The following is a 13,784-nucleotide window of genomic DNA, read 5'->3' as shown; positions in this document are numbered from 1 at the left end:
CCTCTTTTAATTACATTATACCGGTAATGGGTATAAAACGCAACAGAGATCCCCTCTACAAATCATGTTCACCACAAAACCGTAATCAATACCTGTGCAGGAAAAAACTGATTTCCACAAAAAATTCACAATTTTAATACTTTAATACCATAATAAAACATGACATAACTGATCAATAAGCCGCTGATCAGCAAAAGATTTTCGCCCTGAACGACTATATTGCCGAATTGCAATATCCATTCCCCCAAAATTCATATTTCTATCGGTATTAGAAAGGATTCTTCGTTGCGACGAAAAAAATACAACTATAACTACATCACCCTAACCATCTTGAAACGTTCTTCCAAACATTGTTACTGCATCATCTTCTTTAAAACCAATAAGTGATGGTATCGAACACGCCAAGCAATACCATCACAATTCCAGCGGTTTGCTGAATGAGCTTCCCTACCCGTCTTCCTTTTTTCATGACAGCACCGCTCAATCCTAAGTACCAAAGGATGAGGATGAAGAAAATAACCGGTACAGAAGTTCCGACGGCAAAGACGCTCGGCAACAACACTCCATAAGACGTTGAGTATACGAGAGGCATTAGAGTAACAAAAAATAGAACAAACATCGTTGGACAAAAAGCCAACGAAAAGCCAAATCCCATGAAAAACGAACCGATTTTTCCTTTTGCCCATCCCTTCGGCACTCTGAACAAAGTGACATTCCAATACATTTTAAAAAGCCCTAACAAATACAAGCCTACGAGAACAAGAATCGGGCCAATCAGCTTTCTTAACCATGGAAAGTATAGTGTCAGTGTACTTTGAATCTCCTTCCCCATCAACCAGACGATCAAGCCTAACCCGGAAAAAGCGATGACCTTTCCGAAAATAAATAAAAGCAGTTCTTTCCAAGCGATCCCCTTTTGCAGAGATTGGTTGCTGTACAACGTGATTGCTCCTAAGTTGCTAGTCAGCTGGCACGGAGCCATCGCTCCGACGATGCCAAGAAGAAACGCTGACAAAACAGGAAGCGCTGTTGTGCTGTTGGCCATATTCAGAAACGGCTGGCTCAGCAGGTTGCTGATTTGGCTTAGGAATGAATACACTCTTCTTCTCACCCTCTCCATCCGTTACTTATATTGTAGCAGTGAATTTTGCAAAAATTATGGAGCGATATATTTTTAGGCAAACAAAAAGACATGCGCCCGCATGTCCCTATATTTCCCCTTCTGATGCTAGTTTTGTCCAGCTTTCACCGTTATTTTTTGTCATAAAAATATCCCCGTTCATTGTAACGATCACAATTTCTTTGTCGTTTGCTGGATTAGAAGTTATATACATGATATGATCTTTTTCATCCAATGGCGGAACAGCAAGAACTTCTTCGTGTTTTGTGTCTAATGATTGTTTGATGAGTATAGACTGATCATTCTCTACAGCTGCAAATACAACCGACTTTTCTTGAAACATAAATGTCGTCGTATCAATTTTTCTCGTAAACCGTTCAAACGTATTCCCGTTATCTCTCGAAATGAAAACTCCCTCGGCTGTACTAATCCCGACCATATTTTCATCCGTTGGGTGAGCCACAATCGTTCTCGCTGCCGTTTGCGGCAGGCCATTCAATTGACTTGGCGACCACGTTTTGCCGTCATTCATGTCGGTAGACTCAACCTAAATTCTAAAGCAAAAGGAGAAAACCGCTCATGCGCAAAACCGCGATTGTATGGTTATCGTTATTGGCGATGTTGGCGTTTGTTCTCGGGGGGTGCGCAGCCAATTCCCCTCAAGACAAAACCGAACCAGAGAAAAATGGGCAGCCAGCCGCCCTTGAACAAACACAAGAAACGAACAAATTCTACTTTACTGCCAACGAGGGCGGAAGCATTTCAAAAATTGATGCGAGAACAAACAAAGTGGTCGGAACGATCAAAGTCGACGGCGCGGTCCATAACGTCCAAGTTTCTCCCGACGGAGCTATTCTCGGCGCTACGTTAGTTCCGGCCATGCAACACGGGCATGACCAGTCGATGGATATGAAAGGAATGGCGTTGTTTTATGATACGGAAACGAATGAATTAATCAAAAAAGTGGAAGTGGGACACCATCCCGCCCATATCGTGTTTACTGAAAATTCCCCTGATTTTGGAGACGGAGAGGGTGGGTCGTCATCCGGATCCCGGGCCTCGGTCTGTTCATCTTCCCGGGCAGTGCGGGCCAGATAGTCTTCCAACGTCTCCACCGGAGCGAGCTTGACCTCCCGCAAGCTGTGGATCGAGGCATTCGCCCGCACTTGGGTGCCGTCAGCCGCCGCATGGACATCCGGCGAGACCAACCCCGCCGCGATGCATTGATCCACCACATAGGTCATCAGCCGGTCAAAGATTCCATGTTGGCGCCAGCGTTCCGTGTTTTGACGAGCGTCGTTCGATCCGGCAGTGTGGGGTGATGAGGATCCGGATGGAGCACGGATTCAAAGTCGAGACCGCAAAACCACAAGTATCCGGCATGCATGGGGAGGATCTCATACAACTCCCGCTCAGAGTGGTCGAACAAATACGAGAGCAGCATTAGGCGAAGCAGCCGTTCCGGATCCGCCGCCGGGCGACCCGTTTTTTCCGTGTACAGGGGAGCCACCCAATCGTGAATGACGGAAAAGTCAACCGCTTTGTTGATTTGGCGCAAGATATGATGTGGAGGAACGAGTTCTTCCATGTCGATGACTTGAAACAGACGAGGCTGAGTCGAAGGGTTTTTGGGGGCTTTCATGATCCGCTCACGCTCCATTCCAACGATTTTTCTTCCTTTTTCGACATAAGCCCCCTAAATCCCTGCCTCAGGGTGTACTTTTTCACCGGCCTTCTATCCATCTTGCATTACACAAAATTCTTGACGGTACCCAATAGTTCTTACGTATCCTTTCTACTTCGCAATTTACCTTTAATTTCTTTGACCTGTAATCTAATGAAAATGGCAAAACATAATATAGCCACAACCACAATTACTAAGGTAGCTATATAAGGTTCGATAAAGTCAGAAATAGGTGTATAAACAAGCATAAATCCCAGTAATGTAGGGATGATTGCATAAACATAATCGGTGTCTTTCGTCTTGATGATGCGAAACAGTAGAAAATAGATAAAGACCACGAGGAAAATTCCGTTTATTTCGTAAGCTCCCACTATAAGCCCTCCTAGTTGCTAGTTGCCCGCAGTTGAGTACCCTTTTCTAAAACCATTCGCAAATATGGCTATGTCAGGTATGAATCCCCATATTCCTATCGCTTTAATCGCTCCTTTAGCTGCTCCTTTGGCTACCATTTGTGTTGCTGCTTTTTCGATCCTTCCAACTTCTAATCGTGTTTCTGCTTTAGAAATACGCATTTCTACTTCTGCTCGTGCATTTTTAGCTCCCTTAATCCCTCCCCCAACAGCCGGACCTACCTTACTATATAGGTGCAATTTGAATCTTTAACATTTGTAGTTTTTACAGAGCGATTGGATCGACTGTCGGGCGAGCGAACAATGCCGCTTCCGGAACCATGTATGGGGCTGCGAAGCGGGTGATTGTTCGGTCACCGCCAGTCGAAAAGTGGATAAGCGACTTTTCCGTCAATGATATGTTAAACTTTTTCGTTGCATGTATATAGCAGTATTAGCAGCACCACTCCAATCAATTCCATACGAAGCCGCTACATCCTTTAATCCTTGTTTAATTCCTGATTCAATTCTATTCCATGTAGACATTGCTAACCATCCTTTCCACTAGAAATGAAATGTAGTGCTAAGTAATGAATAGCTGTACTCCATAGAAACATTTATTTACCCGTGGTGCTAGTTGAGCTTTAGCGCTCAACTAGCCCAAGTGTAACCAGGGAATAAGCTAACAATATACCGTCTAGTGCCACTTCAAATCCGATAATCGAATTGGCTCGGATCCCCGTGATGCGATAGTGGTCAACCAGAACCGAGAACACCGTCTCGATCACTTTGCGTTTTTGTTGGATCCACTGCTCCCATGTCTCAGACGCACGATGTTTCTGGTTTTTTCGAGACGGAGTCCAAAGCGCCATTTGGTATTCTTCGTACAGCCTTTTTTGCAAGTCACGGCTAATGAATCCTTTGTCCCCGAAGTTATACGGGTGGGGAATTTGGGTCATCACGCTTTCGGCTGCGATTCGATCGTGGCAAGATGCTTCCGTCACCACATACCCCATTGGCAGCCCTTGATCGGTCACTTGAAGGTGCAGCTTCAACCCGTAGTACCATTGCTTTTTGGAAGCGCAATACCCGATGTCGGCGATCTCTTGAAACCGTTTGACGCGATGCATTCTTGCCGTATGGCACAATGGGAGCGGCAAGCTGTCCACGACGGCATAGGTATGATGTTGGCCGCGTTTTGCTCACGACGGCGATCCATTTGATGGTGAAGCCAAGCGCCCGGCAACGGCGGTTGTATCGGGAGCGTTCAAGAAACGAGCCGTTTGTGAACAAATTTCCCGTGACAAAACGATGCCACGCCCGTTCAGAAGTAAAACCGAGCAGCTTTCCTAAAAGATGAATGGCGATGATGACAGCGTCCTCTTGCTTGACCAAATGGCGGTTGCGACGCTGTAGGTACATCTGAATCGATGACAGTTGGGCAGAGACAAAAAAGAAAATGGCGGCATATTGCTTTTGAATCTTTGCTTGATCTGTAGTAAAATGAAAGTGCTCTTGCATAGGGATTCTCCTTTCAATGTTTGGTTGCACTTTCATTTTAAGGAGATCCTCATGCAAGGGCTATTTTTATGCTTGTTTGAGTTTATCTAGCACCACGGGTTTTAGATTAGATTATCATTATATTGACGGAAAAGGACCTTATCTACATTATCATGTAGCTCCTAATATGAAAAAACATCACTTCATATGGTAATCAAATCAATTATAGGGAGTGAATAAACGTGAAATTTGATCCAAATCAGCATCTTCATTTAGGATATTATGAGAACAATGTTGATTTAGAAGCAGTCGCATATAAAATTCAGAATGAAAATAAATGGGTAGTTTTTTTAGATAATGAACAAGATACTACATTAGTTAAAAAAATATTAGATAAGTATGATTTCCATGAAAAATATGGTTACAAGATTTTTACTGTTGATGCAGATGATTTATCTTATGAAGTCGGAAGTAAGCTATTTGAAGAATGGTTAAAAGCAAATAATATAATATAAAATATAAGAAATAAGGAACGAATTTGCTAACGTAACTTCAATCCATGCCCCAAGTGATGAAAAACACTTGGGGCATTTTTCAATTCTAATCGTATACCCGAGTTCGACAGTCACTAGGCAAACAAAATGCCTCTCGCCCCTTGATACAAAAGGGATCGGAGGCATTTGGGCACACTTCGGGCGTGTATCTAGGCGCGAGGGTGGATGCCTAGAATCTTTGGAGGAGGTTCCAGCCCTAGAGCCGCAAGGAATAGCGCTTGTTTGGCCGTCAGTTCTGTTCGTTGATAAAGGTCGCCGTTTTTTGAAGAAAAATGTCCAAGCATGAGACACTCGCATTCGTCTCTTACTTTCGGCCACGATTCATGAGTCAGGGGAAAGGAATCGCGAAATGCTTTTGGCCAGACGCTCCAAGACGGCGCGATCCACTTCATCTTCGCGACCGAACGAATCCATCACCTTCGCTTTCGCCTATTTGGCCTTTGGATCCCATTCATTATGAGCAAGATGGGGATCCGTCACAGTCGTTCCGTCTTTGTTTTTGCGTGTCACTCGTCGTATGTACATGCCTATATTATAAGCGATATTAGGCTTTTTTTAAAGGATAAATTATGAATTCGTGTGCCTATGAAATTCAGTGTTTTTTTCTAGGATCCGCATCGCGAAATCTTTGATATAACAGCATTTTGGCCATTTTCATTTGCCTAAAATGGCCTCAAAACTGTCGAACTCGGGTTTTTCATCTCATAACTCATATCCTGTGGGCTATGCGAAGAGCAAAAATGTATCTCATAGCCCAAAACATTTCCTTCAAAGATCTCTCACTTTTCGAAATAGCTGTTTTACAAAAATTTCAATCACAGCTTATTCAAACGAAACTTTTTTTATCACTTACCGTAAGTGAAATTGCATGGATAATTTTCCAACTTAAAGGAGAGAACCGTATGGAAGTACAGTATCAACAAATCTCACCTAAAGCGATGAAGGTGCGCAATTTAAATGAACTGATTACATCACTCATTTCCCTTGTCGTTATAACTGGACTTTATTTTTCCACAGATTATTTTAACTGGTGGAACTGGCTACGGTATGTTTGGATCGCCCTGTTTATCATTACTATCATTGGTATTCCGTGGACGTATTTTGTAAGCTCACCGATATACTATAAAACGTTTCGATACGGGCTAACGGATGATTTTTTATACATTAAAAGCGGGGTTTGGACAAAAGTGGAAGTTGTAGTGCCGATGACAAAAATACAATCCATTGAATTGATTCAAGGCATCATTATGCGAAAATATGGTGTCCGCTCCATTGAAATTAAAACGATGCAAGGCGGCGTTACCATTCCACATATTAAGGAAGAAGTTGCCATAAAGCTCCGCGATGATATTTCGAAGCTTGCCCGTTTAAAGGAGCTTGATGAAAGATGACGTTTCGCTATTCCAAGCTAAAACTATTCTATGACATGCTAGACCTTATCAAAAACAATCTGTTTATACTGTTCATTTTATTCCTAAATGCAGGTAGTAACTCTATGTTCATGAATATTGTGCAATGGGGTGCGATTGCGGTTTTCGGATTCAGTTTCCTGTTTCGTATCTATGAGACATTATTTACTAAAGTGGTATTTGCTGAAGATGGTATTCATATACATAAGGGCCTATTTTCTAAATCAGAGCAATTTATACCGCGCGAAAAATTTGAGAATGTGCAAACGCAGGCAAATGTTTTGCAACGATTATTTGGCGTACAATCGATCACAATGGAAACAGGTGAAGCGACTAGCGATGTGACATTGAAATTTGTAAGCAAAGCAGATTGCATCAAGATAGAGGATTATGTTTTACGAAATGGGAATCAAGAGAAACAGGTTGGGGAAGCCATCCATGGATCTGAACGTCAAGTTCTTTTTACTACTACCATTCGTGATATTTTGAAAGCGTCCCTTTTGTCTTTCAGTTTTTTAGCCATCATTCCTATTGGCTTAAATATATGGTCAGATGTACATCCAGAGAAATACATTAATGTAGATACGGTGATGTCTCATCTTTCAGGATGGCTGCTCATCTTGCTCGTCTTACTTGCCGTATTCGCAGCTGTCGGTATCGGCGTCTTTAAAACGTTTAATAGCTACTATCAATATACCATTTCAATGGACAATGAACGCATTTATGTACAAAAAGGCTGGCTTTCTAAACAAAGCTTTTCCATTCGTAAAGACAAAGTACAAGCGGTCATTTACAAACAAAACGGCTATCAAAAGTTGCTCGGTGTGACAACCATTAAGCTGATTTCAGCAGGGGAAATTTTGCCGAGTGAGGACCAAAACCTTAATGAATTTTTCCCGTACTTACCGACGGAAAAAGCACATGAATTAATAGCCATCATGCTGCCAGAATTTCAACTGCGTAGTATGACACATTATGCATCCCCTAAAGCAAAAAAGTTGATTTGGCTTCGGCCGCCTATTTTTGCAAGCCTCGTTGCTGCCATTGGATTTTGGAAACCACTTTTCTTTATTCTTGGTGCGATTGTGTTGGTGTTTACTTATATCAACCGCATTCGAGAATACCGTCATACAGCGTTTCGGTTAGAAGATACACATGTGCAGCTTCGCTCAGGTGCCTTTACAGTAGAAACACTCGTAACGAAACGCGCAAAGTTGCTTGAATTGCAATTTGAGCGTTCTTTGCTACAGCGAATGTTTGGTGTCATGAGTGTAAAACTGACCAATCGTGCACACCCGGTTCACGTAACAACGTTATTAGATATCGATTCTTCTCTACAGCCGTTGATCACCTCTTGGTTTGAAGCGCGCACAAAAGATGTGGAGATTGATCCACATTCACAGTACAGTTCTTTAAAGCAAGAGGCTTGTCCGATTCCTTCTTACGTTGAAGTGAATAGCAAATAAATCACCTACCAGCAGCATATGAAATGATGCTGCTTTATTTTTTTCAAAAACATCATGATAGTTAACCATTTATATCTTAATTGAAAAGGAAGCATCCAATCAGATCGATGCCCTGCTATCAAAATCAAACGAAAAATGCTTCGGTACCAAAATGGCACGACCGTCATTTGAGTAAATGCTATAAAAAACGAAAAGCTTGAAATCCTTGATATATGCAAGGATTTCAAGCTTCCCACTTTAGTGATTCCGACTGGGCTCGAACCAGCGACCTCCACCCTGTCAAAATAGAAGGGGAAATTCAACTATGTAAATATGGGATAAATAAAATTAAATATGTCTTGAAAATACGCGATATTTCAAGGTTTTTTGTTTAAGAGAGTTAATAAAAATTAAATAAATTAATTATGTTAAAGTGCCTCTTGTGCAGATTTTGTGCAAGTTTTGTGCAGATTTTTCTTCGGTGTGTAGTATGTGGGTTCCTAAGTTAAGTCCGTATAATTGTGTAAAAAGGGAATAAACAAAAGAGCCACGTTGCTTCCTCTTTGGTCAAATAAACAGTGAACCCCAAACATAAGGAGGTATGCAACGATGGCCCAATATCATATTCCTGTAAATGATGAACTTTTGCACGGGTTATTGCCGAAAGATCAAGGATTGACTAAGCTACTCGAACAAATTCTGAATCAAATCCTCGAAGAAGAGTTTGAAGACGCTACGGCTGTCCTAGACTATCCGGATCGTTACCGGCGACGCCTGCGCACGACCAATGGAGTGGAACGGCTGAGCGAAAATATTGAATTTTTGAATTAAAATTATAAAAATTTGCATAATGAAGTCGATATAATAAAATGGAAAGGAAGTGAGAATAATGTTGAGTGGATTAAACCAAGAACAGATGGCAAATTTTAATTCTAATCGTCAACTTTGGATGCTTCGATCTCTTTATGGATATAAAGGACATGTATTAGAAGAAAAAAATAATGTTGTTATTTTAGATGGTAAAGGTTTCAGAAATATGATGGAAAATGCAACGGAACCCATTAATCCAGATAATGTGATACACATGTCAGCGGAAGAAGAACGTCAACTTCGCAGCAACGGAAACAGTGAACTCCTTATTCAAGCATTGAAAAGAGCTGGTGAATTAGGAATACTAGATCCAAATGGGCATCAAAAATCACCTGTTGTACAACGATTAATCGAAACTTAAATCAAATTTTAGGATATAAAGCTTACGGATTATAATCAAGAAAAACTGGAAAAGGGCGTTCATTTAGTAATTTTTATTGTTTTTTTCAATAACCAAGTGTTCTACAACTAAGCCACCTAGATGAGCAATTTCTATAACATTTTTGTGGAATTTTGCATTATTTGGAATTCAATCTCACGTGTACTCATGCCACTTTGATACATCTTGATGATCGCTTTCTCCAGCCAGCCGGTGTGACGTTGGCAAGGAGCAAACAACTGCGTTTAAAATTCCCCATTTCGATTTCTTGGGACCAAAAAAGACCTTCAATCCGGTCATATTGCGTATCTAGATTTCGTTGATAATAGTCATTTCTCATATTCGATGTTTCCGCCTGTTCGATTTAGAGGAAATTTTTGATTTCTTCATCCTAAAATGGAAACAAATATTTTTTGAAGAAATTAATAGGAAGGAATAATATCAATGAAAACTAAATTTCTTAATTACTTTAGTCCTATTCTATTAATGGGATATGGTGTTTATCAGGTCATTAATAATGATGTTGATATAACTTCTATTATTATTATCTTAGCTGCCACCTTTTCATTAATCTTGACCATTTATTCCGAAAATATCAAAAATGATGAAAAAATAAAATAAAATAAAATATATTATTGTTTGTTGATTTAGGAACATGAAGAATAGGCTACTGTATTCAGAACAGAGCCTCTTCTTTGTTTGTTATCTCGACAAGAAATGGTACGATCAATACGACTAAGAGAGCATAAACAATTAATGTGATAACAGAGATTGTCGTTGGAATCTGGAATGAAGTTAAAAGCACTAACAAGATAGGCACGGTTGCCGCTACGAGAAACAATTTCTTTTTCGATTTAGCGGTAAAAAATAGTTGTTGCTTGCAATTTGGACATCGCAACGGGTCTCTCTTGACAAGCATCGTCTGCTTAAATACCTCTGTCCACGAAAGTTTACGGTTACAATTTACACATGAAGGCATATTCCATCCCTCCTCTCGCTCTCAGCCATGACACATTAGGAAATGGCAAAAGTTGACCTTCTTAAAGATTCATATTAAAATTTCTGTTTCTTTACTCCATATACCTCTCACAAAAGATTTTTACATATATATTCATAAATACCACTTTTGTTAATAATCCCATGTTCCATTACTTTTTTCCTTCTTTAATTAAACTGTCCATTAGTGAAATAAGTTTTGCTTAAAAACAATTATAAATATATTTCTACCACATAAACCGAAGAGCCAATAAAAATATATTCAAACCCGTGGTGCTAGATAAACTTGATCAAGCATAAAAATAGCCCTTGCTGGCGGATCTCCAGTAGAATGAAAGTGTCACCCAACATTCGAAAGGAGAGATCCCCCATGCAAGAGCACTTTCATTTTACTACAGATCCAGCCAAACTTCAAAAACAATATGCCGCTATTTTCTGTTTTGTTTCTGCCCAACTGTCGTTGATTCAAATGTATCTTCATCGCCGCAACCGTCACTTGGTCAAGCAAGAAGACGAAGTGGTCATGGCGGTTCACCTTTTGGGGAAGCTGCTGGGCTTTTCTTCCGAACGAGCCTGGCATCGTTTTGTCACGGGAAATTTGTTCACAAACGGCTCGTTTCTTGAACGCTCCCGATACAACCGCCGCTGCCGAGCGCTTGGTTTCGCCATCAAATGGATCCGTCATGAGCTGGCGAAACGTGGCCAACACCATGCTTATGCGGTCGTCGACAGCTTGCCTCTTCCGTTGTGCCATCCCGCAAGAATGCAGCGCGTCAAGCGATTTCGAGGGATCGCGGATATGGGGTATTGTGCTTCCAAAAAGCAATGGTACTACGGTTTCAAGCTGCATCTTCAAGTGACCAATCAAGGGCTGGCCATGGGCTATGTCGTGACGGAAGCGTCCTGCCACGACGTCAAAGCCGCTGAAACGGTGATGACTCAAATCCCTCATCCCTACAACTTTGGGGACAAAGGGTACATCAGCCACGCTCTTCGAGAAAAGCTGTACGAAGAACACCAAGCCGCGTTCTGGACACCGTCTCGACACAATCAAAAGCACGGCCCATCCAAGGCATGGGAAGAATGGATCAGGAAAAAACGCAAAGTCATCGAGACGGTGTTTTCGATTCTCGTAGACCAATACCGGATCACCGACATTCGAGCGAATTCCATTACCGGGTTTGAAGTGGCACTCGATGGCATCTTGTTGGCGTATTCCCTGGTCACACTAGGGCTAGTTGAGCGCTGACGCTCAACTAGCACCACGGGTATATTCAAATTATTCCTTATAATTATCAAATTATTTATTTAAAAAACCGATAATAATAACAAATACTACTTTAGGGGTAACTATTCAGCCACATCATAAAGTGAGCTGAATATTTTCTTCTTTCCTTGTCTATGATGTGAATATTGATAGACAAGGAGGTGAATCGCATGTTGACGGTACAACAAGCTGTATTTACAGTTGAGAGCTTAATCGGCAAAGTTCAACAACAAAAACAGCTCATTCATCAACTCATTCAAGAAAATGAACATTTGCGTCACGAAAACAAACAGCTACGCAAAGAAAATGAACAACTGAAGTACCGTGTTCAAGAGCTGGAAGCACGCACGAAAAAAAACAGCTCCAATAGCCATTTGCCCCCATCTTCTGACCGTTTTGAGAAAAAGCGTTCCTCCCGCGAGCCGTCTGGCAAAAAGCCTGGTGGGCAAGAGGGACATGAGGGGAAGACGCTCCGTCAAGTGGAACATCCACATCATCGTGTCGTCCACCGTGTGCATACGTGTCAAGGATGTGGAGCTTCTTTGCGTGAAGTCAAACCGTTCAAAGTCGATATCCGTCAAGTGTTTGATGTCCCTCCTGTGGCGATCGAGGTGACACAACATGAACGTGAAGTGAAATCGTGTCCACATTGTCGATGCGTGCAACAAGCCGAATTCCCATCCCATGTCACGAATCATGTGCAATACGGTCCACGGCTCACGGCGCTCGTTGTTTATTTACATCATATCCAATTGATCCCGTACAAGCGTTTAAGTGATACAATCGAAGCGTTATATCAACACTCGATTAGTACAGGAACCCTTGCCAATATGGTGAAACGAGGACGCGAAGCGCTGGAATCAAATATGGACATCATCGAAGACGCCTTACTTGAATCCAACATCCTGCATGTCGATGAAACGAGTTTGCGCATCAATGGGAAACTCGCATGGGTGCATGTCGCGTGTACATCGAGATATACATACTTGGCTCCTCACGCTTCTCGTGGAAAAAAAGCGACCGATGAGATCGGGATTCTTCCCCGATATGAAGGGACGATGATGCACGATGCGTTCGGTACGTATCCGAAATACACACATGCCACCCATGCCCTTTGTCATGCCCACCATTTGCGTGAGTTAAAAGGATTCATCGAACAGGGGCATACGTGGGCGATGCGCATGACCACGTTTCTGTTAGCCGCCAAGCAAGCCGTCGAAGCCCATCACGGTGCACTTTCCGAAGAAGAAGCGAGACGGTGGGAACGAGTGTATGATCGCATCCTAGAAAGAGCACAACACCGATTAGAAACGATGACGCCTCTTCCGAAAAAAGCACTCGCTTTTGTTCGACGCCTTCAAAAACGAAAGGAAGAAGCGCTGCGTTTCTTACGTGAAGTACATGTTCCCTTTGACAACAACCAAGCCGAACGCGATCTTCGCATGGTTAAAGTCAAAGAGAACATTTCGGGTACATTTCGCGAAGAAACATTCGCGCAGTCGTTTTGCATCGCAAGAAGCATCGTTTCCACACTGACGAAACACGAAAAAAACGTGTGGGATTCGTTATGTCTTCTGTTGGCAGGCGAAACGATCGATCGAGTTCTTTCCGCTACCTAGGGCATTTTCTATGACCGAAATGCCCTATTTGTGCTGGGCTTTTTTATACACTAGCACTGGGGTGAATAGTTACCTTTAGGGGGTAAAGTATGAAATGAATTCATTTTTTGGAAAACCAGGTAAGACATTAATTTTGTTTTAATTTTCACTTTGTCGGCCATTGGAGTACAGAAAAGCTATGCGAATGAATTACTTGTATCAAATCCAAACATGAATTCAATTATTGAACTACAAGAAAGTATGGGTTTTACGGATGAATCACTATCGGTAAATACTGATAAAGCACAAACTGAAATAAAAACAAACAAAAATTGGAAACGTTATACCAAAAATTCAATCCCAATATAATGTAGGTGGTTTAATATTAAATACTGAGGATTATTTAACAGAAGATGAACCAAATGACTTATTTTTCTTTAGTCCTAAAAACGTTAGTATCCAGATTTTATCAGAAAACGCTGATTATATTGCAACTTTATGTTGGAGATTTTGAAAATGAATTAGCATATCCCACTAACATCTATAGTTCACCGGGAGAATTAATGGTGTTAA

The 13,784-nt window shown here is 41.6% G+C and carries 11 protein-coding genes and 5 pseudogenes; 8 read left to right on the top strand and 8 right to left on the bottom strand.

The annotated features are described in order from the left end of the window. Positions 1-370 precede the first annotated feature (370 nt). Together QSJ10_RS04025 and QSJ10_RS04020 are read right to left on the bottom strand one after the other, a co-directional pair. Complete coding sequence (locus QSJ10_RS04025) at positions 371-1,099, bottom strand: urease accessory protein UreH domain-containing protein (RefSeq protein WP_021321436.1); 729 nt, start codon at positions 1,097-1,099, stop codon at positions 371-373. A gap of 109 nt (positions 1,100-1,208) precedes the next feature. Then, positions 1,209-1,649 (bottom strand): annotated as a pseudogene (locus QSJ10_RS04020) (F510_1955 family glycosylhydrolase); the annotation flags it as partial. 50 nt (positions 1,650-1,699) lie between these two features. Here QSJ10_RS04020 and QSJ10_RS04015 point away from each other — a divergent pair. Next, the gene (locus QSJ10_RS04015) at positions 1,700-2,218 is read left to right on the top strand and encodes a YncE family protein (RefSeq protein ID WP_230847126.1); all 519 of its coding nucleotides are present in this window, start codon (positions 1,700-1,702) and stop codon (positions 2,216-2,218) included. Here the strand turns inward: QSJ10_RS04015 and QSJ10_RS04010 are convergent. From QSJ10_RS04010 to QSJ10_RS04000, 3 genes and pseudogenes are all read right to left on the bottom strand, one after another. Continuing rightward, positions 2,128-2,780, bottom strand: a pseudogene (locus tag QSJ10_RS04010) (IS5-like element ISGka1 family transposase); the annotation flags it as partial. The gene QSJ10_RS04015 and the pseudogene QSJ10_RS04010 overlap by 91 nt on opposite strands. 122 nt (positions 2,781-2,902) lie before the next feature. Further along, positions 2,903-3,175 (bottom strand): hypothetical protein, encoded by a 273-nt coding sequence (locus tag QSJ10_RS04005; protein ID WP_015863918.1) that lies wholly within the window; start codon positions 3,173-3,175, stop codon positions 2,903-2,905. Between the two features lie 662 nt (positions 3,176-3,837). Continuing rightward, a pseudogene (locus QSJ10_RS04000) lies at positions 3,838-4,714 on the bottom strand (IS982 family transposase). A gap of 221 nt (positions 4,715-4,935) precedes the next feature. Here QSJ10_RS04000 and QSJ10_RS03995 point away from each other — a divergent pair. Next, positions 4,936-5,208 (top strand): DUF3986 family protein, encoded by a 273-nt coding sequence (locus QSJ10_RS03995; RefSeq protein WP_033026638.1) that lies wholly within the window; start codon positions 4,936-4,938, stop codon positions 5,206-5,208. A gap of 366 nt (positions 5,209-5,574) precedes the next feature. Here the strand turns inward: QSJ10_RS03995 and QSJ10_RS15630 are convergent. Then, a pseudogene (locus QSJ10_RS15630) lies at positions 5,575-5,772 on the bottom strand (IS1634 family transposase N-terminal domain-related protein); the annotation flags it as partial. A gap of 377 nt (positions 5,773-6,149) precedes the next feature. Between QSJ10_RS15630 and QSJ10_RS03990 the strand changes: the two are divergent. From QSJ10_RS03990 to QSJ10_RS03975, 4 genes are all read left to right on the top strand, one after another. Continuing rightward, positions 6,150-6,638: a PH domain-containing protein gene (locus tag QSJ10_RS03990; RefSeq protein WP_287136228.1), complete on the top strand. Its 489-nt coding sequence runs from the start codon at positions 6,150-6,152 to the stop codon at positions 6,636-6,638. After that, complete coding sequence (locus QSJ10_RS03985) at positions 6,635-8,122, top strand: PH domain-containing protein (protein ID WP_011886990.1); 1,488 nt, start codon at positions 6,635-6,637, stop codon at positions 8,120-8,122. The genes QSJ10_RS03990 and QSJ10_RS03985 overlap by 4 nt, the downstream gene beginning before the upstream one ends. A gap of 588 nt (positions 8,123-8,710) precedes the next feature. Next, positions 8,711-8,932, top strand: coding sequence for a transposase (locus tag QSJ10_RS15625; protein WP_062678809.1), 222 nt, complete (start codon positions 8,711-8,713; stop codon positions 8,930-8,932). 58 nt (positions 8,933-8,990) lie between these two features. Beyond that, positions 8,991-9,332 (top strand): hypothetical protein, encoded by a 342-nt coding sequence (locus QSJ10_RS03975; RefSeq protein WP_108437850.1) that lies wholly within the window; start codon positions 8,991-8,993, stop codon positions 9,330-9,332. Positions 9,333-9,502: 170 nt separating this feature from the next. Here QSJ10_RS03975 and QSJ10_RS03970 read toward each other — a convergent pair. Together QSJ10_RS03970 and QSJ10_RS03965 are read right to left on the bottom strand one after the other, a co-directional pair. Next, positions 9,503-9,738: pseudogene (locus QSJ10_RS03970) on the bottom strand (transposase); the annotation flags it as partial. 288 nt (positions 9,739-10,026) lie between these two features. Then, positions 10,027-10,269: a TIGR04104 family putative zinc finger protein gene (locus tag QSJ10_RS03965; RefSeq protein ID WP_434543313.1), complete on the bottom strand. Its 243-nt coding sequence runs from the start codon at positions 10,267-10,269 to the stop codon at positions 10,027-10,029. A 447-nt stretch (positions 10,270-10,716) separates the two neighbouring features. Between QSJ10_RS03965 and QSJ10_RS03960 the strand changes: the two genes are divergently transcribed. Both QSJ10_RS03960 and QSJ10_RS03955 read left to right on the top strand, forming a co-directional pair. Beyond that, positions 10,717-11,595 carry an IS982-like element ISGsp1 family transposase gene (locus tag QSJ10_RS03960; protein WP_047818946.1) on the top strand — a complete coding sequence of 293 codons (879 nt, stop codon included), beginning with the start codon at positions 10,717-10,719 and terminating at the stop codon, positions 11,593-11,595. Positions 11,596-11,783: 188 nt separating this feature from the next. Next, on the top strand, positions 11,784-13,232 hold the full coding sequence (locus QSJ10_RS03955) for an IS66-like element ISBst12 family transposase (RefSeq protein WP_076611637.1): 1,449 nt from the start codon (positions 11,784-11,786) through the stop codon (positions 13,230-13,232). Positions 13,233-13,784 lie beyond the last annotated feature (552 nt).

This window comes from Geobacillus stearothermophilus ATCC 12980 (assembly GCF_030369615.1).
Lineage (GTDB): Bacteria > Bacillota > Bacilli > Bacillales > Anoxybacillaceae > Geobacillus > Geobacillus stearothermophilus.
The sequence above is the reverse complement of the archived record's forward strand: the minus strand, read 5'-3'. Positions and strand labels throughout refer to the sequence as shown.

Coding starts and splice junctions, on each gene's coding strand:
- QSJ10_RS03985 (WP_011886990.1), top strand. CDS start 6,635: ATGACGTTTCGCTATTCCAAGCTAAAACTATTCTATGACATGCTAGAC.
- QSJ10_RS03975 (WP_108437850.1), top strand. CDS start 8,991: ATGTTGAGTGGATTAAACCAAGAACAGATGGCAAATTTTAATTCTAAT.
- QSJ10_RS03990 (WP_287136228.1), top strand. CDS start 6,150: ATGGAAGTACAGTATCAACAAATCTCACCTAAAGCGATGAAGGTGCGC.
- QSJ10_RS03955 (WP_076611637.1), top strand. CDS start 11,784: ATGTTGACGGTACAACAAGCTGTATTTACAGTTGAGAGCTTAATCGGC.
- QSJ10_RS03965 (WP_434543313.1), bottom strand. CDS start 10,269: ATGCTTGTCAAGAGAGACCCGTTGCGATGTCCAAATTGCAAGCAACAA.
- QSJ10_RS15625 (WP_062678809.1), top strand. CDS start 8,711: ATGGCCCAATATCATATTCCTGTAAATGATGAACTTTTGCACGGGTTA.
- QSJ10_RS04015 (WP_230847126.1), top strand. CDS start 1,700: ATGCGCAAAACCGCGATTGTATGGTTATCGTTATTGGCGATGTTGGCG.
- QSJ10_RS03960 (WP_047818946.1), top strand. CDS start 10,717: ATGCAAGAGCACTTTCATTTTACTACAGATCCAGCCAAACTTCAAAAA.